14 protein-coding genes are annotated in these 17,359 nt (G+C 65.5%); 11 read left to right on the forward strand and 3 right to left on the reverse strand.

The window, feature by feature from the left end:
• The first annotated feature begins 58 nt into the window (after window positions 1-58).
• From VGN66_RS03100 to VGN66_RS03115, 4 genes are all read left to right on the forward strand, one after another.
• Window positions 59-2,416 (forward strand): TonB-dependent receptor, encoded by a 2,358-nt coding sequence (locus VGN66_RS03100; protein ID WP_327517370.1) that lies wholly within the window; start codon window positions 59-61, stop codon window positions 2,414-2,416.
• 133 nt (window positions 2,417-2,549) lie between these two features.
• Window positions 2,550-3,866 carry a glycoside-pentoside-hexuronide (GPH):cation symporter gene (locus VGN66_RS03105; RefSeq protein WP_327517371.1) on the forward strand — a complete coding sequence of 439 codons (1,317 nt, stop codon included), beginning with the start codon at window positions 2,550-2,552 and terminating at the stop codon, window positions 3,864-3,866.
• 19 nt (window positions 3,867-3,885) lie between these two features.
• Entirely contained in the window at window positions 3,886-4,857 is a 972-nt protein-coding gene (locus tag VGN66_RS03110; protein WP_327517372.1) for a ThuA domain-containing protein, read from the forward strand.
• A gap of 62 nt (window positions 4,858-4,919) precedes the next feature.
• Window positions 4,920-6,533, forward strand: coding sequence for a family 43 glycosylhydrolase (locus VGN66_RS03115; protein ID WP_327517373.1), 1,614 nt, complete (start codon window positions 4,920-4,922; stop codon window positions 6,531-6,533).
• A gap of 125 nt (window positions 6,534-6,658) precedes the next feature.
• Here the strand turns inward: VGN66_RS03115 and VGN66_RS03120 are convergent, their stop codons facing one another.
• Window positions 6,659-7,072: a DoxX family protein gene (locus VGN66_RS03120; RefSeq protein ID WP_327517374.1), complete on the reverse strand. Its 414-nt coding sequence runs from the start codon at window positions 7,070-7,072 to the stop codon at window positions 6,659-6,661.
• A gap of 142 nt (window positions 7,073-7,214) precedes the next feature.
• Here VGN66_RS03120 and VGN66_RS03125 point away from each other — a divergent pair, with 142 nt between their 5' ends.
• From VGN66_RS03125 to VGN66_RS03145, 5 genes are all read left to right on the forward strand, one after another.
• Window positions 7,215-7,691 (forward strand): C-glycoside deglycosidase beta subunit domain-containing protein, encoded by a 477-nt coding sequence (locus VGN66_RS03125; protein ID WP_327517375.1) that lies wholly within the window; start codon window positions 7,215-7,217, stop codon window positions 7,689-7,691.
• Between the two features lie 78 nt (window positions 7,692-7,769).
• On the forward strand, window positions 7,770-10,160 hold the full coding sequence (locus VGN66_RS03130) for a glycoside hydrolase family 3 protein (protein ID WP_327517376.1): 2,391 nt from the start codon (window positions 7,770-7,772) through the stop codon (window positions 10,158-10,160).
• A gap of 13 nt (window positions 10,161-10,173) precedes the next feature.
• Window positions 10,174-11,286, forward strand: coding sequence for a Gfo/Idh/MocA family oxidoreductase (locus tag VGN66_RS03135; protein ID WP_327517377.1), 1,113 nt, complete (start codon window positions 10,174-10,176; stop codon window positions 11,284-11,286).
• Window positions 11,287-11,296: 10 nt separating this feature from the next.
• On the forward strand, window positions 11,297-12,352 hold the full coding sequence (locus VGN66_RS03140) for a sugar phosphate isomerase/epimerase (protein ID WP_327517378.1): 1,056 nt from the start codon (window positions 11,297-11,299) through the stop codon (window positions 12,350-12,352).
• Window positions 12,352-13,821: an MFS transporter gene (locus VGN66_RS03145; RefSeq protein WP_327517379.1), complete on the forward strand. Its 1,470-nt coding sequence runs from the start codon at window positions 12,352-12,354 to the stop codon at window positions 13,819-13,821. Before VGN66_RS03140 ends, VGN66_RS03145 begins: the two co-directional genes overlap by 1 nt.
• Here the strand turns inward: VGN66_RS03145 and VGN66_RS03150 are convergent.
• Complete coding sequence (locus VGN66_RS03150) at window positions 13,818-14,354, reverse strand: hypothetical protein (protein WP_327517380.1); 537 nt, start codon at window positions 14,352-14,354, stop codon at window positions 13,818-13,820. The two genes, VGN66_RS03145 and VGN66_RS03150, sit on opposite strands and share 4 nt — an antisense overlap.
• On the reverse strand, window positions 14,345-14,956 hold the full coding sequence (locus VGN66_RS03155; RefSeq protein WP_327517381.1) for a thioredoxin family protein: 612 nt from the start codon (window positions 14,954-14,956) through the stop codon (window positions 14,345-14,347). The genes VGN66_RS03150 and VGN66_RS03155 overlap by 10 nt, the downstream gene beginning before the upstream one ends.
• An 87-nt stretch (window positions 14,957-15,043) precedes the next feature.
• Between VGN66_RS03155 and VGN66_RS03160 the strand changes: the two genes are divergently transcribed.
• A complete protein-coding gene (locus VGN66_RS03160; protein ID WP_327517382.1) occupies window positions 15,044-15,664 on the forward strand; it encodes a gluconate 2-dehydrogenase subunit 3 family protein in 621 nt (206 codons plus the stop codon).
• A gap of 11 nt (window positions 15,665-15,675) precedes the next feature.
• Window positions 15,676-17,355: a GMC family oxidoreductase gene (locus tag VGN66_RS03165; protein WP_327517574.1), complete on the forward strand. Its 1,680-nt coding sequence runs from the start codon at window positions 15,676-15,678 to the stop codon at window positions 17,353-17,355.
• Window positions 17,356-17,359 lie beyond the last annotated feature (4 nt).

Below are 17,359 nucleotides of genomic sequence, written 5' to 3' on the forward strand. Positions count from 1 at the left end.
CAATTCTACTTAAATCCAGATGCGGGAGAACCCGCGCTGAAGTGAGGGAGGGGATATGATGCGTAAGCTCATGTTGAAGTCGTGCCTGTTTGCCGGTGCTGCCATGATTGCAGGGTCACCTGCACTGGCGCAGACATCGCAGGCCGAAGAAGAAGAAATCGTCGTTACCGCGCAGAACCGGGTCGAGAACGTCCAGGACGTGCCGATCGCCATTCAGGTAGTTTCGGGTGAAACCCTTGAGAAGGCGGGCATCTCCGACTTCAGCGGCATCCAGCAGGTCGCCCCTGCGGTGCAGATCGTTCAGGACACCAATCTGACGCGCGTGACCGTCCGTGGCGTCGGCACCAACGACAATGCCGAAACACAGGACACGTCGATCGCGGTCAATATCGACGGCGAGTATATCAACCGGCCGACGGTCCTGAACGCGGGCCTGTTCGACCTCGCCCGGGTCGAGGTGCTGCGCGGGCCGCAGGGCACGCTGTATGGCCGGAACGCCACCGGCGGCGCGATCAACTTCATCACCCGCAAGCCGGGCAAGGAACTGGGCTTCAACCTCACGGCATCCTACGGCAATTTCGATCATTTGTTGGTGCAGGGCGGGATCGATCTCCCGTTCGGCGATATCGGCGGCATTCGCGTTGCGGGGACCTATTCGAAGCGGGATGGGTATTTCTCGCATCCCAACCTCACCATCAGCACGGGTGACGACTATACCCGTGGCGGCCGTGTCAGCCTGGTCCTTCGCCCGACCGATGCGCTCACGATCGACGCCGCTGTCGAGCATGTGGCGTCAGACCGCCATCTGGCGGCACAGGCTTTTGCCAACTTCAATTCGGGCCTGGGCTATAACGCAGCCAACGCACCGGGTGCGACGTGCAACCAGAATGGCTTTGTCCGCGTGGGTGCGGATACCCGCCTGGTCGTCTGCATTCCGCAGAACACCAACGCGCTCGCCGCGGTCGATCGGGGCAACTACCTCGCACCGGCGCGTAGCCCGAGCATTCAGGAGCAGCGGACGACGGCTATTCGCGGGCGCGTTTCCTATGATTTCGGCGGTGCTGCCCTGACCTATACGGGTGGCTATCGTACGACGGACGAGAGCTTCGACGCCGGGCTCGCTCCGGCCTACACTTTCAAGAACTTTGCCAACGATGTGGACACGCAGAGCCATGAGCTGCGGATCAATGGCGGCAAGGCCGGCGGTATCCAGTGGCAGGCTGGCGCGTTCCACTTCAAGGAAGAGCTTGATATCGAACGCGGCCTGTTCAACGGCCCGCCGTTCCTGCCGGCGTTCCTGCTGGGCGCCAATGGCGGCTACATCAACTATTTCGACCGTCAGGTAAGCAGCTCGAGCTGGGCCGTGTTCGCCCAGACCGACATTCCGATCACCGAGACGCTCACCGCAGTCGTCGGCGGACGGTACACGTGGGACGATCGCAGCGCGGTGTTCAACGTCTATGGCAGCGGTATCGCCAACCCCACCTCGCCGCTGAACAACACCGGCCCGGTTCGGATCACGGCGGCACCGCTGTCGGTACAGCGGCCGAGCGCGAGCGCGGAGAAGTTCACCTGGCTGGCCGGGCTCAACTACCAGCCCGACGCCGACACGCTCGTCTATGCCAAGGTGTCGACGGGCTTCAAGGCCGGTGGCTTCGACTCCGTTGGATCGTACGCTCCGGAGAGCAACACCGCCTATGAAGCCGGTATCAAGCGCAGCTTCGGCGGCGGCGGGGCAAACTTCGTCAACCTCTCCGGCTTCTATTACGACTATAAGGACCTGCAGGCATCGGTGCTGCTCGACAACTCGATCGGCGGCCAGGTGTTCAACGCCGGCAAGGCGCGGATCTGGGGCATCGAACTCGACGCATCGTTCAAGGTGCTTGAGAACGGCCGCTTCACTGCCAGCGTGAACTATCTCGACTCGAAATATCAGGACTTCCTGGCTTCGTACGCGGTGTTCTGCGCCTCCTCGACCTTGCCCAGCGGCTGCATCACTGGCCTTGGCGACATCGATAGCAATGCGACGGCGGCGCCGATCGTGCAGCCCAACCTGGCTGGCAATCGTCCGCCGCAGTCGCCGCGCTGGGTGATCGCTGCAGGCTATGAGCATCGCTTCGATCTGGGCGGCTCCGGTAGCATTACGCCGAGCGTCTTCTCGCGCTACAAGAGCTCGTACTTCGTCGACATCTTCAACTATAATGACTCGCGCCAGAAGGCGTTCTTCCAGACCGATGCCAACATCGAGTGGCGCTCTGCGGACGACAAGTTCGGGGTGCAGGCATTCGTCCGCAATCTCGAAGACAACCAGCCACTGACCTATGCGGGCTTCACCGCTGCGGGCAACGACGACATCTATGTCTGGCAATTCGGCACGCCGCGTACCTACGGCGTCCGGCTCAGCCTCGACTTCTGATACAACCCTCCTGGGGGCGACCGGAAACGGTCGCCCCTTCCTTTTCAAGGACGTGTCGTGACGCTTTCCCCTTGTGGCGAACGGATCGTCGCCGACCTGCATGACCTGACGGTGACGTCCCTTGGCGCCTGAGATGCAGCGAGGCGGGGCGCGCCTCTCGCTTACCGAGCGGCTGAGCTATGGCGCGGGCGATTTCGGCTTCAGCCTCGCCTACAACATGGCGGGCGCGTTCCTACTGTTCTACTACACCAATGTGGCGATGCTGCCTGCGGCCGCGGTGGGGACGATTTTCCTCGCCGCGCGGCTGCTCGATGCGGTCATCGACATCTTCGTGGGCATTGCCGTTGACAAGACGCGCACGCGCTGGGGGCGTACGCGACCCTATTTCCTGTTCACCGCCATTCCCTATGCGCTGGTGTTCATTCTCGTCTTCACCGTGCCCGACTGGTCGCAGAATGCGAAGCTGATCTACGCTTTCCTGACCTTCAAGGCGCTCGGCATCCTGATGTCGCTGGGGTCGATCCCCTATACCGCGCTGATGCCGATGATGACGACCGATACCGGCGAGCGACTGAAGCTCGGTGGGATGCGGTCGATCGGCACGTCGATCTCGGTCATCCTCGGTACCGCCGCGACGATGCCTTTGGTCGGGATGTTCGGCGGCGGCGATATGCAGCGCGGATTTCTCGCCACCGCGATCCTGTTCGCTGGCCTGTCGCTGATCGCGCTGTTCCTGCTCTTCCGCAATTGCAAGGAACGGTACGAAGATCATGCCTCGCCCAGCTTCGCGGTCCTGCCCGCAATCGGGGAGATGCTGCGCAACCGCGCCTGGCTGGTGTGCTTCGGCTTTACCTTGCTCTATTTCGTGCGGTTCGGGACGATGATCTCGCTCACCGCCTTCTTTGCGATCGATGTGCTCGGGCATCCCTGGATGATCTCGATCCTGCTGCCCGCCATTTCGGGCACATTGCTGATCGCCGCCTTCATCGCGCCGCCGATCCTCGCGCGTACCGGTATCCGCAAAGGGTGCTTTGCCGCCTGCCTGATCGCGGTCGCGCTGTTTCTCTTGCTGCCGCTGACCGAGGCGAGCCCGCCGGCGTTCCTCGCGCTCTACATCGCTGCGTCGGTCGTCACCTCTGTCACCATCACCGGAATCTTCACCATGGCGGCGGAGACGGTCGATTATCACGAGGGACGCTTCGGCACGCGCAATGAAGGCCTGTTGTCGGCCGGGATCAGCCTGGCGACCAAGGTCGGCATGGCGCTCGGATCGGCGGCCATCGCCTATTCGCTGGGTGCGGCGGGCTATGTCCCGACCGCCGTAAGCGACGCCGCGCGCGAGACGATCCGCTGGTCCTATTATGGCTGGCCGGTCGTGCTGCTCGCGCTGCAGGCGCTGGTCGTGCTTGCCTGGCCGATGGAGCGCGCGCGCCGGCCTGCCACCGCCTGACCGTCCCGGAGACCTATCGATGCGTGTCACGATGGCCTTGTTCTGCACCGCCCTGATCGCCGCCGCCGCATTCGCACAGACCGCGCCGGTCGCCGACATCCCGGTGACGGTGGATAATGTCCCCTATGCCCCGCCCGAGACGGTGCAGCGGGTCGCGACGCCCCTCAATCCGAAGGATGCCCGGCTCAAGGTGCTGATCATCAGCGGCCAGAACAGCTATGAGCATGACTGGACCGGCGTGAACAACCGGCTGCGTACCCAGCTCAAAGACACCGGTCGCTTCGACGTCCGCGTGACCGAGGATTTCGACCACGGCACGCTGGCGATGCTCAAGAAGTACGACGTCGTCATCCTCAACTATTCCAGCCGCTGGAACTATGGCGACAAGGATCAGCACATCTGGTCCGGCGGGGCGTTCAACGCGCTCTACACCTATGTTGCCGAGGGTGGTGGGCTGGTCGCCTATCACTCGTCCTTCACCTGGGGGCGGGACATCCCCGAATATCGACGCCTGGTCGGCGCGGTGATGGTGCCCGGGGTCAGCCGGCGCTCGCCGCCCGACGCATTCAGCATCGAACTGGTCGATCGCGAGCATCCGATCACCAAGGGGCTGCGCCGCTATCACTGGAACTTCATGGAGGACAAATACACCAACATGGTGTTCGATCCTGCCGCCAAGGTGCGCGTGCTGGCGACTGCGATTGACGATCCGGCGGATTACGATCCCGAGCGCGCCGGGCCGAAATACGACCCGAAGGCCTACTCTGCCGAAAACCTCGCCAAGATGCAGAATATGGGCAGGCCGAACCCGCAGATCTGGGTGCAGGACTATGGTAAGGGTCGCGTCTTCTCGATCACGCTGGGCCATGGGCCGGACACGATCCAGTATGACGGCTTCAGGACGCTCTTCGCGCGCGGCACCGAATGGGCGGCGACGGGGAAGGTGACGATCAAGCCTTATGACAAGGCAGCGAATTTCACACATCCATAACGGGATCGCTGGAGCGCATACGCGCGCGCCCGCAGCTTGCCGAGCTTTCTAGGAAACAGTGCATGGATCGAATCTCGCGACGCAATCTGTTCGGCAGTGCCGGAGCGGCGATGCTGGCCCCCGCGATCGCCACGTCCGCTCCGCTTGCCACGCGCGGCGATCGGGGCGTCGGGTTTGAAGGGCAGCGGTGCGCGGATCGTGGCGACGGCACCTTTCTGAACCCGATCTTGGCCGGCTCCTATCCCGATCCGTCGATCCTGCGCGATGGCGAGGATTATTATCTTACCTTTTCCTCGTTCGAGGCTGATCCGGGCCTGATGATCTGGCATTCGCGCGATCTGGTGAATTGGCGGCCCTTTTCCGTCGCGTTGCCCGCGCCGCTGGGATCGGTCTTTGCGGTGGACCTGATCAAGCATCAGGGTCGCTACTACATCTATATCCCCTTCATCCCGACCGCCTGGTCGACCAGCGTGCGCGGAAGCGCGGCGATCTACGTCATCCATGCCGATCGGATCGATGGGCCGTGGAGCGCACCCGTCGATACCGGCATTCGCGGCTACATCGACCCGGGCCACGCCGTCGGCGAAGATGGGCGCCGCTACCTGTTCCTGTCTGCGGGTCACCGGGTTGCGCTGTCCGACGACGGGCTCAAGGCAGTCGGGCCGGTCGAGAAGGTTTATGACGGCTGGCGCTATCCCGATGACTGGGTGGTCGAAGCCTATGCGCTCGAGGGGCCAAAGATCTTCCGCCGCAGGGACTATTTCTATCTGGTCAGCGCCGTCGGGGGAACGGCGGGTCCGCCGACCGGCCATATGGTCATCGCCGCACGATCGCGGTCGATCCACGGCCCCTGGGAAAACTGTCCGCACAATCCGATCGTGCGCACCAAATCCGCGACCGAAGCATGGTGGTCGCGTGGCCATGCCAGCCTGGTGCAGGGGCCGGCGAATGACTGGTGGATGGTATATCACGGGTTCGAACACGGTTTTCGCACGTTGGGGCGGCAGACCTTGCTCGATCGCGTGGAATGGACCCCGGATGGCTGGCTTCGCGCCGTGGGGGGTGATTTGTCGCGACCAATGGCCAAGCCCCGCGGGGGCCGTGCCCAGCCGCACGGCCTGCCCCGCTCCGATGATTTCAGTGTGTCCGCGCTCGGCACCCGCTGGACCTTCCACGCGCCGCAGAAGGACGAGGCAAAGCGCGCCGCCTTCGGTCCCGATGGACTGTTGCTCACAGCGCGGGGAAGCGGTCCGCATGACGGGTCGCCGCTGACGGGCGGCGCTGGTGATCGCAGCTATGAGGTGCAGGTCGATGTCGAGCTGGAGGGTACGGCGACGGGAGGGCTGCTGCTGTTCCTGTCGAGCCGACTCTTTCTGGGCATCGCCATCGATGGCGATCGCATGATCACCTATGGCGGCGGAGGGCAGCATCATTGGCGGGAAAAGGTGCCGCCCGCTCGGCGCATGTATCTGCGGCTCGAAAACCGCGAGCATATCGTCACCTTTCACTACAGCCTCGATGGGAAGAACTGGATCCGGCACGGATTGCGGCTGGAAAGCTCGGGCTATAACCTCAACACATCGGTGCCCGGACAGGGCGAAAGCCTGCGACCGGCGCTGTTCGCGTCGGGCGATGGCGCGGTCCGGTTCCGCAATTACCGGTACCGCGCCATCTGACGGTCAGCAGGAGAAGGTCTCCGCTAAGGTCCGATGCGGCTCGGGCGGACGCGCTTCGAGGGCTTGGGGCACATGCACGGCTTTTAACACTGGAAGGGGCGTCACGGCCGGGATCGACGGCTGCTTCAGAACTGTCGTCCCATTGTCTCCTCTGGCTCGGCGCGATGCGAGCGCGCCGCGAGGATGATCAGCAGTGCCAGCCCCGCCAGCAAGGCGTTCTGGGGCAGCGCGGCGCTTTCCCCGCGCGCGATATGGACCAGTGCGGCGCACGCCTGATTGAGGATGGCATAGAGCGCGACACCAGCAGCGACCCGGCCCCGCGCGGGCCGGATCGCACCGAAGATCAACAGCAGCGCAGCGGCCAACAGTTCGCTGAGCCCGACCGCGCGTCCTAGCAAATCGGGCAGGGCGGTTGTCCAGGCATGGTGCTGCTCAAGCACGGCGCGCTCGGCAAAGCTTTTGAAATAGCCGAAGAATCCGAATGCGGTGGCCAGCAGCAGCGCAGCACTACGTGCGAGAATTCGACGCCCGGACGCCATGACTATCGATCCCCTCACACTTTCGAACTTGACCCGTACGGCCGTTTATAGAATGAAGGTTCTAATTAAGAAGTGCGGTGGCTGCAAGCGCCGCGCCGAAGATGAGAGCGGCCATGCCGCACGCAAAAAAGCGAGAGGGTCGATGGGTACGATCAAGCGGGGTGTGAGCCTCTACAGCTATCAGAACGAGACGTTTCAGGGCAAAATGACCCTGGAAGACTGTATCCGGACCAGCGCCGAATTCGGCGCGAACGGGATCGAGATCATCGGTGAGCAGAGCTTCTGGGGCTGGCCTGAGGTCGGGGTCGAGGATGCCGCGATCGAGAACTGGCACCAGCTGATCGCCAAATATGACTGCGTGCCGAGCGTGGACGGCGAGAAGATCGCGCGCGAGGATGTGCGCTTCTCGGTCCGCGGCAAGATCTACACGCTCGACGAGATGGAAACCGTCTATAACGACCGCTGGAATTTCGGCGAGAAGGCGCGGATCATCGCGCTGAAGCCTGGCGGCCTCGCGCCAGGCAACCATCGGATCGAGTTCGCCGTGCGGATGCGCGTGTCCTATCTGCCCTTCGTCCCGACGACCAAGGACAGCAAGGAACTGGCGCTTGCCGCCTGACCCCATGCGGGCGGTGGCGGCATCGCGCCCCGCCGCCCGCCTGCCGTGCGTCCGCGCGCGGCGCAACGGATTGAATTCATGACAGATCTGACTCTCGATCAGGCCGCTTCGCTGACTGCTGGTGGTGCCATGTGGTCGTCGGTGGCGATCCCCGGAGCGGGGATCCCAAGCTTCACGATGAGCGACGGCCCGATGGGCATCGCGAGCGGCAAGGTCGACGAGCGCGACATTGCGCGCCTGTCACCCTGCGCCACCGCGCTAGGGGCGAGCTGGGACGTCGATCTTGCGCGGCGCATCGGCGCGCTGGTTGGGCAGGAGGCGGTCGGGCGCGGTGTCGATGCGGTGCTCGCCCCCAACATCAATCTGGCGCGCAGTCCGCTGGCCGGGCGCGCGTTCGAATATTTCTCCGAAGACCCGCTGCTGGCCGGAGTCCTCGGCGCGAGCTGGATCGCGGGGCTGCAATCCACCGGCACCGCATCGGTCGCCAAGCATCTCGTCTGCAACGACAGCGAGACCGACCGCGACACGGTCGATGTCCGCGTCGACGAACGGACGTTGCGGGAAGTCTATCTGCTGCCGTTCGAATTCGCGGCGGAGGCCGGGTGCGCGGGCATGCTCGCCGCCTATAACCGCGTGAATGGATTGCACTGCGCCGAGCAGCATCATGTGCTGACGACAGTGGTGAAGGGCGAGTGGGGCTATCGCGGCGCGATCATGAGCGACTGGTTCGGGACGCATTCGACCGAGCCGACGCTCAACGCCGGTCTCGACCTCGAAATGCCCGGTCCCGCGCGCTTTCTGGGCGCAAAGTCGGCAGCAGCGGTGGAGACGGGGCAGGTCCAACGCGCGCGGATCGACGATGCCGCGGCGCGGGTCGCCGGACTCGCGCGTCGCGCGACCGGCACGAAACAGTCGCCGCTGAGCGATGCCGATATCGACGCGCTGCTGGTCGAGGCGGCGGCAGCGGGCTTTGTCCTGATGCGCAATGAAGGTGATCTGCTCCCGCTTTCGCCCGAGTCGATCGGCACGCTGGCGGTGATAGGCCCCAATGCTGCGGCACCCTGTTTCCAGGGCGGTACCTTCGCGAAGATTTCGGTCTCGCCCGATCTCGCATCACCGGTCGATGCGATCCGCAGGCGTTTTGGCGGCGCCCGCGAGATCCTGTTCGAGCCGGGCGTCGATCCCGCGCCGCGCCTGCCGGGCATGCCGGTGCGCCCCGCGCGCGATCTGGGCGATGGCGCGACGCGCGGCATGACGGTTGAGTATTTCGAGAGTCGCGATTGCAGCGGCACCCCGCTGTCGCGCGAGACGCGCGACACCAATTCGCTGGTGTGGTTCGTCGGCGTGCATGAACAGGCGCGCTTTGCGGCAGGCGGATCGATCCGTGCGAGCGGCGTGTTCACGCCGACCCGCGACGGCGTCCACCGCTTCCATCTCGGTGCCACCGGCGTCTCGCGGATGCGGGTTGACGGTGAAGAGATTGTTGCGACGACCGAATGCCCGCCGGGTGACGTGATGGGCGTGCTCAAGGCCGGGGATTCGGTGATCGCCGAACGCGCGCTGACCGCCGGAAAGCCGGTGGAGGTCGTGGTCGAATTCAGCTTCGACCCCGCGCGCGTCCACGGCCTGTGGTACGGCATCCGCGCGCCGGGCAGCCGCGAGGAACTGCTCGCCGCCGCGGAAGCCGCCGCGCGGCGCGCCGATGCGGTGGTGCTGATGGTCGGCGAAACGTCTGACTCCAGCGTGGAGAGTAAGGATCGGTCCGACACGAAGCTTGCCGTCGACCAGATCGAGCTGATCGAGCGGGTGACCGCAGCCAATCCGCGCACCGTCATCGTCGCCAATGTCGGCCATGCCTTCGACACCGCGTGGGAAGAGCGCGCCGCTGCGCTGATCAGCGCCTGGTATCCGGGTGAGGGTTTTGCCGAGGCGATCGCTCAGGTGCTCGCCGGCGATCGCGAGCCGGGCGGTCGAATGCCGGTGGTGATTGCGCGCGATGAGGGCGACTATCCCGGCTATGGGCTGAAGCCTGATGCCGATGGGCAATTGCCGTATCGCGACGGGGTCCGCTTCGGCCATCGCGGCATCATCGCAGCCGGGCTGCGCGCACGGCATACGCTGGGTGCGGGCATGGGCTATGCCCGGTTCGCGTGGAGCGATGCGGCGGTCGAGGATGGCGCGATTGTCGTCACCGTGCGCAACATCGCCGAACGCGCCGGGAGCGATGTGGTCCAGCTGTATCGCAATACGCCCGAGGTTGCGCTGGTCGGCTTTGCCAAGGTCATGCTGCAACCTGGCGAATCGCAACGCGTGCGCATTCCGCTGGTCCGGCGTCGATTCCAGCACTGGGGCGACGGCGGGTGGGCCGATATCGGCGATGCGGTGGCGGTTCGCGTTGCGCGGACAGCCGAAGACGCCGGGTTGGCGCTGACGGTGGACGTCGCCGCGATAGCTGTCACCGGTCTGTAGCGGGAGAGGGCGAATGCGGCTGCGGATGGGGATGATCGGCGGCGGGCCGGGGGCGTTTATCGGCCCGATCCACCGTATCGCGGCCGAGTTGGACCGCGAGATCGAGCTGGTCGCGGGCGTGTTCAGCAGCGACCCCGGCCGCTCGCGCGCCGCTGCGACCGACTACCGCATTGATTCCGAACGCGCCTATCCCGACCTCGCCGCGATGTTTGCAGGTGAAGCCGCGCGTCCGGACGGGATCGATTTCGTCTCGATCGTCAGCCCCAACTATCACCATCTGCCCGCCGCGCGCGCCGCGCTCGCGGCGGGCGTCGCGGTGATGAGCGACAAGCCGATGACCGCATCGCTGGTCGAGGCACGTGAGCTGGCCGATCTCGTGACGCAGGCGGGCCGGCCCTATGGGCTGACCTACACCTATTCGGGCTATCCTTTGGTGCGCGAGGCGCGGGCGCGGGTTGCCGCTGGCGCGATCGGCGCGGTGCGCAAGGTGGTGGTGGAATATCCGCAAGGCTGGCTCGCCGGTCCCGCCGAGGGAAAACAGGCCGAATGGCGCGTCGATCCGGCGCGCTCGGGCGCGGGCGGATGCATCGGCGATATCGGGGTTCACGCCTTCCAGCTGGCCGAGTTCGTCACCGGGCTGCGCGTCACGCGCCTGCTCGCCGATCTGGCGGCGGTGGTGCCGGGACGTGCGCTCGATGACGATTGCGCGATCCTGCTGCGCTTCGACACTGGCGCGCGCGGCGTGCTCCTCGCTTCGCAGATCGAGGTGGGGGAGCTTAATGGGCTGTGCATCCGGGTCTATGGCGACAAGGGCGGTCTGGTGTGGCGGCAGGAGACGCCCAACGATCTGACGCTGCACGGCATTGACGGGCGGACCGAGATCGTCCGCGCCGGCGATGCCTCGCTCGGCGCCGATGCGCGCGCGCGGACGCGTACGCCAGGCGGGCACCCCGAGGGGTATCTGGAGGCGTTCGCCAATCTCTATCGCGACTTTGCCGGCCTGTTGCGCGGCGCTGATGCGCCGCTGCTGCCGGGCATCGCGGACGGCGTGCGCGGCATGGCGTTTATCGAGACCGCGGTGGCGGCCAGCCGCGATGAGGCGGGCTGGGTCGACCTGACGATTTGAGGAGCGTGCGATGAAGACGATCAAAGGTCCGGGCATCTTCCTCGCGCAATTCGCGGGCGATGCCGCGCCGTTCAACTCGCTCGACAGCATCGCGGCGTGGGTCGCGTCGCTGGGCTACAAGGGCATCCAGATTCCGAGCTGGGACAAGCGCCTGTTCGACCTCGACCGCGCGGCCGAGAGCCAGGATTATTGCGACGAAGTGGCGGGCATGGCCGCGTCGCACGGCCTCGCCATCACCGAGCTGTCGACGCATCTTCAGGGGCAGCTGGTCGCGGTCCACCCGGCCTATGACGCGCAGTTCGACGGCTTTGCGCCCGAGCAGGTGCGCGGCAATCCGGTCGCGCGCCAGTCATGGGCGGTGGATCAGGTCAGGAAGGCGGCGACCGCCAGCCGCCGGCTGGGCCTCACGGCGCATGCCAGTTTCTCGGGCGCGCTCGCCTGGCCCTATGTCTATCCCTGGCCGCAGCGCCCCGCCGGGCTGGTCGAGGATGCGTTCGACGAACTGGCGCGCCGGTGGAAACCGATCCTCGACCATTTTGACGGCGAAGGCGTCGATATCGGCTACGAGATCCACCCGGGGGAGGATCTGCACGATGGCGTGACGTTCGAGATGTTTCTCGAGCGGGTCGGCAACCATCCGCGTGCCAACATCCTCTACGATCCCAGCCATTTCGTGCTGCAACAGCTCGATTATCTGGCGTTCATCGACATCTATCATGACCGCATCAAATGCTTCCACGTCAAGGACGCCGAGTTCCGGCCGACTGGGCGGGCAGGGGTCTATGGCGGGTATCAAAGCTGGGTCGATCGCCCCGGCCGGTTCCGCTCGCTCGGCGACGGGCAAGTCGATTTTGGCGGCATCTTCGCCAAGATGGCGGCGAACGATTTTGCCGGCTGGGCCGTGCTCGAATGGGAGTGCGCGCTCAAGCATCCCGAACAGGGCGCAGCTGAAGGCGCGCCGTTCATCGACCGGCACATCATTCGGGTGACCGATCATGCGTTCGATGACTTCGCCGCGGGCGGGGCGGATCGCGCGCTGAACAAGCGCATCATGGGGATCAGCTGATGACGGTGGCCGAGCGCGCAGGGACCTTGCCGCCGCTCGGCTGGCCGACCCGGTTCGCCTTCATGGCGTGCGCCATGCCGGAGCTGATCAAGAGCTTCGCATGGGACGCCTTCGTCCTGTTCTTCTATGCTCAGGTCGTCGGGCTCGACGGCATGTTGCTGGGTGCCGCGCTGGCGATCATCCTCGTCTTCGATGCGGTCGCCGATCCCTATATCGGCGCGCTGTCCGACCGGATGGACCGCGCCCCGCTTGGGCGCCGGCACACGCTGATGGCTGCCGCGGTGGTGCCGTTCACGGTCGGAATCGCGATGGTGTTCCGCGTGCCCGCAGGTATGGAGCAATGGCAGATATTTGCCTGGTTGCTCGGCTTCGGGCTGCTCGCGCGTGTCGGCATCTCGTTCTGGACCGTGCCCGCCTATGCGATGGGCGGCGAGCTGACGCGCGAAACCGGGGAGCGCAACATCGTCGCGGTGATGCGCAACATGGGCAATCAGCTCGCGATCCTGACTGTTCCCTACGCCGCGTTCGCCTGGTTCTTCGTGCCCGGCGGCGGGTACAGCAAGCCGCAGCTCAACCCGGCGCCCTATCCAGATTTCGGGTTGTTCATCGCCATTTGCGGCGCGGGCCTGATGATCATCGGACTGCTCGGCACGCGCGCGCGGATGCGCGCGGTGGAGGCGCTGGACCGCAGCGTAGCGAGCGAAGCGCCCGAGACGCTGCCGCAATTGTTCCGGCGGCTGGTCGCGGCGATCCGCACCACGCCCAATGTCGGGCTGTTGCTCCTGGTCGCCTTGCTGGTGCTGTTCACCAATTCCGTGGTGAATCAGCTGACGCTGCACCTCGCCACCTATTTCTGGCAGCTCGACGGAAGCTGGACGCCGCGCCTGCTGATTGCCGGGGTGATCGGGTCTCTCGCCGCCATGTTCCTCGCGCCCGCCTGGATGAAGCTAGTGGGAACGCGGGTAGCGATGATCTCGGGCCTCGCGGTGTTCTTCGTGCTGCAGGCCGGGGCAGTGCTGCTGCCGTTGCTGGCGCTGTCGCCGCTGCCCGCGACCGCCGCGATCGGGGCGTTCGTGTTCGCGTTCCGCGTGCTCGGCGGAGTCGCCTATGGGCTGTATGTCGTGCCGTTCAACACGGTCACCTATGACATTGGCGACGAGCATGAGGCGAATACCGGCAAGCCGCAACAAGGTCTGGTCGCGAGCTTCATGTTCATTGGGCTTCAGGTCGGCAGCGGGCTGGTTGCGCTGTTCGCCGGGTCGTTCCTCGGCATCATCGACTTCCCTGTCGGGCTGCCGGTCGATCAGATGCCGCAGGACAAGGTGCGCGCGCTTGCCTGGTTCGTCACCGCGCTGATCGTCATCGCTGGCGCGGCGATGGCGTGGCTGGTCGGTCGGTTCGACGTGTCGGCGGAAAAGCAGGCGGCGATTCGTGACAAGCTCGCGGCGCTGCGGTCTGGACGCGATTAGTCGAGATCGGCGAAGCCAGCCCCAGCGCCGTAGAAGCGGATCGTCCCGTCGCGTTCCGGCGCAGTGACTCCGACGCACAGCTGCACCCCAAAGCGCAGCGGCAGCAGGGGGTCGAACGCGATCGTCGTCAATCGCCGCGCCGACGACGGATAGTATTGCCGCCATTGCTCGGGCGGGTCGAACGGCACAGCCACGCTATCCGGCTCGGTCTCGCGCTCGGTCAGGGGAATGCGGTCCATCCCGCCATGCTGCAGCACCAGCCAGTGGATGCGTGCGCCATCGGTGACCTCCCACATCAGTGAGACCTCGGCCAGCGCCTGTTGCCGCCCATCGCGCAGGATCGAGGTGGGCAAAGGAAAGTGGAACCACGCCTCACGCCCGGCGCGCAGGCGAAAGCTGGAGAAGAAGCCGCGATGCCAGCCGAACCCGTCCGACCAGTCCGCGCCATCGACCGGCGCGAAATAGTCGGTTCCGCGCTCCTGCGGAACGGCGGCGGCGGCGGGGAGCCAGATGCGGTTGGCAATCACGCCCATGTCGGGGCATTCCCCTCGAGCCATTTGATCGAGCAGCCCGCGCTCGGCCGCTGCGGCTGGGGCGGAGGATCGTCAGCCAGCAGCGCGTCGGCGGCACGGCGCATGTCCTCGCCGGTCACGGGCAGGTCGGTGCGTAGTGGCGGAAGGCCCGGCACGGGCGGGCGATTGATCTTGGGTCGGCTGGCATCGAACTGGCCCGCGTAAAACAGGCGCAGGTCGGAATCGAACATGAAGAAGTCCGGCGTGCAGATCGCTTCGTAGGCGATCGCGACCTGCTGGTCCGCGTCATGGAGATAGGGGAAGGGGAAGCCGCGCTCCGCTGCGAACAGCTTCATATGGTCGTAATCGTCCTCAGGAAACTCGACGATATCGTTGGACGAGATCGCGACCACGCCGATGCCGCGCGCCTGATACTCGCGCGCAAAGTCCACGAAAGCGTCGATCACGTGCAGCACGAACGGGCAATGGTTGCAGATAAAGGCGACGATCAGCCCGTTGGGACCGGCGACATCGGCCAGCCGGACCGTTCGCCCTTCAGTATCCGGCAGTGCGAAATCGGGCGCGGGCGTACCCAGCTCCATCATGCGCGATAGTCTGAGCATCCGACACCTCTCCGCTAGAAATAGAATATCCATTCTGATATCAGGCGGAATCGGAGCCGGCAAGAACCGGCGCGGAGAGGGTGGAGCATGAGTCAGGCGGGCTGGACGCGGCGCGAATTCGGCGGAGGTGTGGCGTTGCTCGCCGCGGTCGTGGGGATGCCTGCGGTCGTTGCGACATTGTCGAAACAGGACGATGCCGACGCACCGAGCGACCGCCAGCGCACGATGATCCGCGACGTCAGCCAGCTGGTTATCCCGCGCACGGCTACCCCGGGCGCGGGGGACGTGGGGGTGGGGGATTTCGTGATCCTCGCGCTCGCCCATGGCCTCGACAAGAGCCGTGCACCGCTCGTGCGCGATACGGCTTCGGCAGCCGCCAGCGGGTACCTGCGTAGCGACGGCAGCCTGCGCCACCTCGACTGGCTGGAAGCCGAACTCGATCGTGCGGCGAATGGTGACTGGATGGGCAAGCCCGAGCCGCGCCGAGCCGCGATCCTGACGCGGCTGGACGCCGACGCGTATGCCGCGAAGGATCATCCGTGGAAGACGGTGAAGGGGCTGATCCTGACCGGCTACTACACCTCGCAAACCGGCGGCGCGCAGGAGCTGCGCTACGAACTGACGCCGGGACGCTTCGAGCCCGCAGTAGCCGCCAAGCCAGGCGAGCGCGCCTATTCCAGCGATTGGACCGCGGTGGATTTCGGCTGATGGTGGACAATATGCAATTCGACGCGATCGTGGTCGGCTCCGGCATCACCGGCGGCTGGGCGGCCAAGGAACTGACCGAGGCGGGGCTCAAGGTTCTGATGCTGGAGCGTGGGCCGATGATCGCGCACCAGACCGGATATGTGAACGAAACCAAGGCACCGTGGGACATGCCGTTCCGCGGCATCGGCGATGCCGAGAAATATGCGCGCGACTATCCGGTGCAGCGCGGCAACCGCCATTTCACCGAATTCACTGAGCCGCATTTCGTCAACGATGCCGAAAACCCTTATGCGACGGAAGACGGCACCGCGTTCAACTGGTTTCGCAGCTATAATCTGGGCGGGCGGTCGCTGACCTGGGGGCGGCAATCCTATCGCTGGTCGGACTATGACTTCGACGCCAACCGGCGTGATGGCAAAGGCACCGACTGGCCGATCCGCTATGCCGACCTTGCCCCGTGGTATGACAAGGTCGAGGAGTTTATCGGCGTTTCCGGCGCGGCCGAGGGGCTGGCGCAGCTCCCCGACGGGCGCTTTCAGCCGCCGATGGCGCTGAACGTCGTCGAACAGGCGGTGCGCGAGAAAATCTCCGCGCGCTGGCCCGAGCGGCGGCTGACCATCGGACGCACCGCCAATCTGACTGAGGCCAAGGACGGGCGCGGCGAATGCCAGCGCCGGTCGATCTGCGCCCGCGGCTGTTCCTATGGCGCCTATTTCTCGACCCAGTCCTCCACGCTGCCCGCGGCGCAAAAGACCGGCAACCTGACCCTGGTCACCGACGCGGTGGTCGAGAAGATCGACTATGACCCCGCGACGCGCCGCGTCACCGGCGTGCGCTGGATCGACGGCAAGACGCGCGCGCGCGGGCAGGCAACCGCGCGGATGGTGTTCCTCAATGCCGGGGCGTTCAACTCGGTGCATCTGCTGCTCAATTCGGGCAGCGACGCAATGCCGAACGGCCTCGCCAACGCCAGCGGCGTACTCGGCACGCACATCATGGACCACGCCAGCACCCTGTCGGCGATCGCGCTGTTCCCGGGCTTCGAGCAATGGACCACCTTCGGCAATCGCCCGACCGGCATCGTCATCCCGCGCTTCCGCAATCTCGACGCGATCGACGGAGCGGGGCACAATCGCGGTTTCTCATTCCAGGGTGGGGCGCTGCAATCAGGCTGGACGCGCGGCAAGCGCGAGGCAGGTATCGGCGCAGCGTACAAGGAGGCGCTGCAGCCGCCCGGCATGTGGCGGATGGTGCTGGTCGCCTTTGCCGATTGCGTGCCGCGCGCATCGAACCGGATCACGCTCGACTCCAAGCGCACCGACGCCAATGGCCTTCCGATCCTCAAGATCGAATTCGCGTTCGGCGCGGAAGAACATGCCGCGCTGGCGCAGGCCAAAGCGGACGCCGCCGAGATGCTGGGCCATGCCGGCGGCAAGGTCATCATGGGCTTCGACCGCCCCAATCCGGGCGGGAGCGCGATCCACGAGATGGGCGGGGCGCGGATGGGCGCGGACCCGGCGACATCGGTGCTCAACAAATGGAGCCAGGCGCACGACGTCGCCAATCTGTTCGTCACCGATGGCGCGCAGATGAGCTCCTCGGCCTGCCAGAACCCGTCGCTCACCTATATGGCGCTGACGGCGCGCGCGGCAGGGCATGCCGTCGAGCTGTTGAAGGAGGGGGCGATCTAAGGCA

The organism is Sphingomonas sp., from assembly GCF_035998645.1.
Taxonomy (GTDB): Bacteria; Pseudomonadota; Alphaproteobacteria; order Sphingomonadales; family Sphingomonadaceae; genus Sphingomonas.

What these genes read in the sequence shown, in the direction of transcription:
- VGN66_RS03125 (WP_327517375.1), top strand. Translation starts at nt 7,215, where the DNA reads ATGGGTACGATCAAGCGGGGTGTGAGCCTCTACAGCTATCAGAACGAG.
- VGN66_RS03100 (WP_327517370.1), top strand. Translation starts at nt 59, where the DNA reads ATGCGTAAGCTCATGTTGAAGTCGTGCCTGTTTGCCGGTGCTGCCATG.
- VGN66_RS03165 (WP_327517574.1), top strand. Translation starts at nt 15,676, where the DNA reads ATGCAATTCGACGCGATCGTGGTCGGCTCCGGCATCACCGGCGGCTGG.
- VGN66_RS03105 (WP_327517371.1), top strand. Translation starts at nt 2,550, where the DNA reads ATGCAGCGAGGCGGGGCGCGCCTCTCGCTTACCGAGCGGCTGAGCTAT.
- VGN66_RS03110 (WP_327517372.1), top strand. Translation starts at nt 3,886, where the DNA reads ATGCGTGTCACGATGGCCTTGTTCTGCACCGCCCTGATCGCCGCCGCC.
- VGN66_RS03150 (WP_327517380.1), bottom strand. Translation starts at nt 14,354, where the DNA reads ATGGGCGTGATTGCCAACCGCATCTGGCTCCCCGCCGCCGCCGCCGTT.
- VGN66_RS03155 (WP_327517381.1), bottom strand. Translation starts at nt 14,956, where the DNA reads ATGCTCAGACTATCGCGCATGATGGAGCTGGGTACGCCCGCGCCCGAT.
- VGN66_RS03120 (WP_327517374.1), bottom strand. Translation starts at nt 7,072, where the DNA reads ATGGCGTCCGGGCGTCGAATTCTCGCACGTAGTGCTGCGCTGCTGCTG.
- VGN66_RS03145 (WP_327517379.1), top strand. Translation starts at nt 12,352, where the DNA reads ATGACGGTGGCCGAGCGCGCAGGGACCTTGCCGCCGCTCGGCTGGCCG.
- VGN66_RS03130 (WP_327517376.1), top strand. Translation starts at nt 7,770, where the DNA reads ATGACAGATCTGACTCTCGATCAGGCCGCTTCGCTGACTGCTGGTGGT.
- VGN66_RS03160 (WP_327517382.1), top strand. Translation starts at nt 15,044, where the DNA reads ATGAGTCAGGCGGGCTGGACGCGGCGCGAATTCGGCGGAGGTGTGGCG.
- VGN66_RS03135 (WP_327517377.1), top strand. Translation starts at nt 10,174, where the DNA reads ATGCGGCTGCGGATGGGGATGATCGGCGGCGGGCCGGGGGCGTTTATC.
- VGN66_RS03140 (WP_327517378.1), top strand. Translation starts at nt 11,297, where the DNA reads ATGAAGACGATCAAAGGTCCGGGCATCTTCCTCGCGCAATTCGCGGGC.
- VGN66_RS03115 (WP_327517373.1), top strand. Translation starts at nt 4,920, where the DNA reads ATGGATCGAATCTCGCGACGCAATCTGTTCGGCAGTGCCGGAGCGGCG.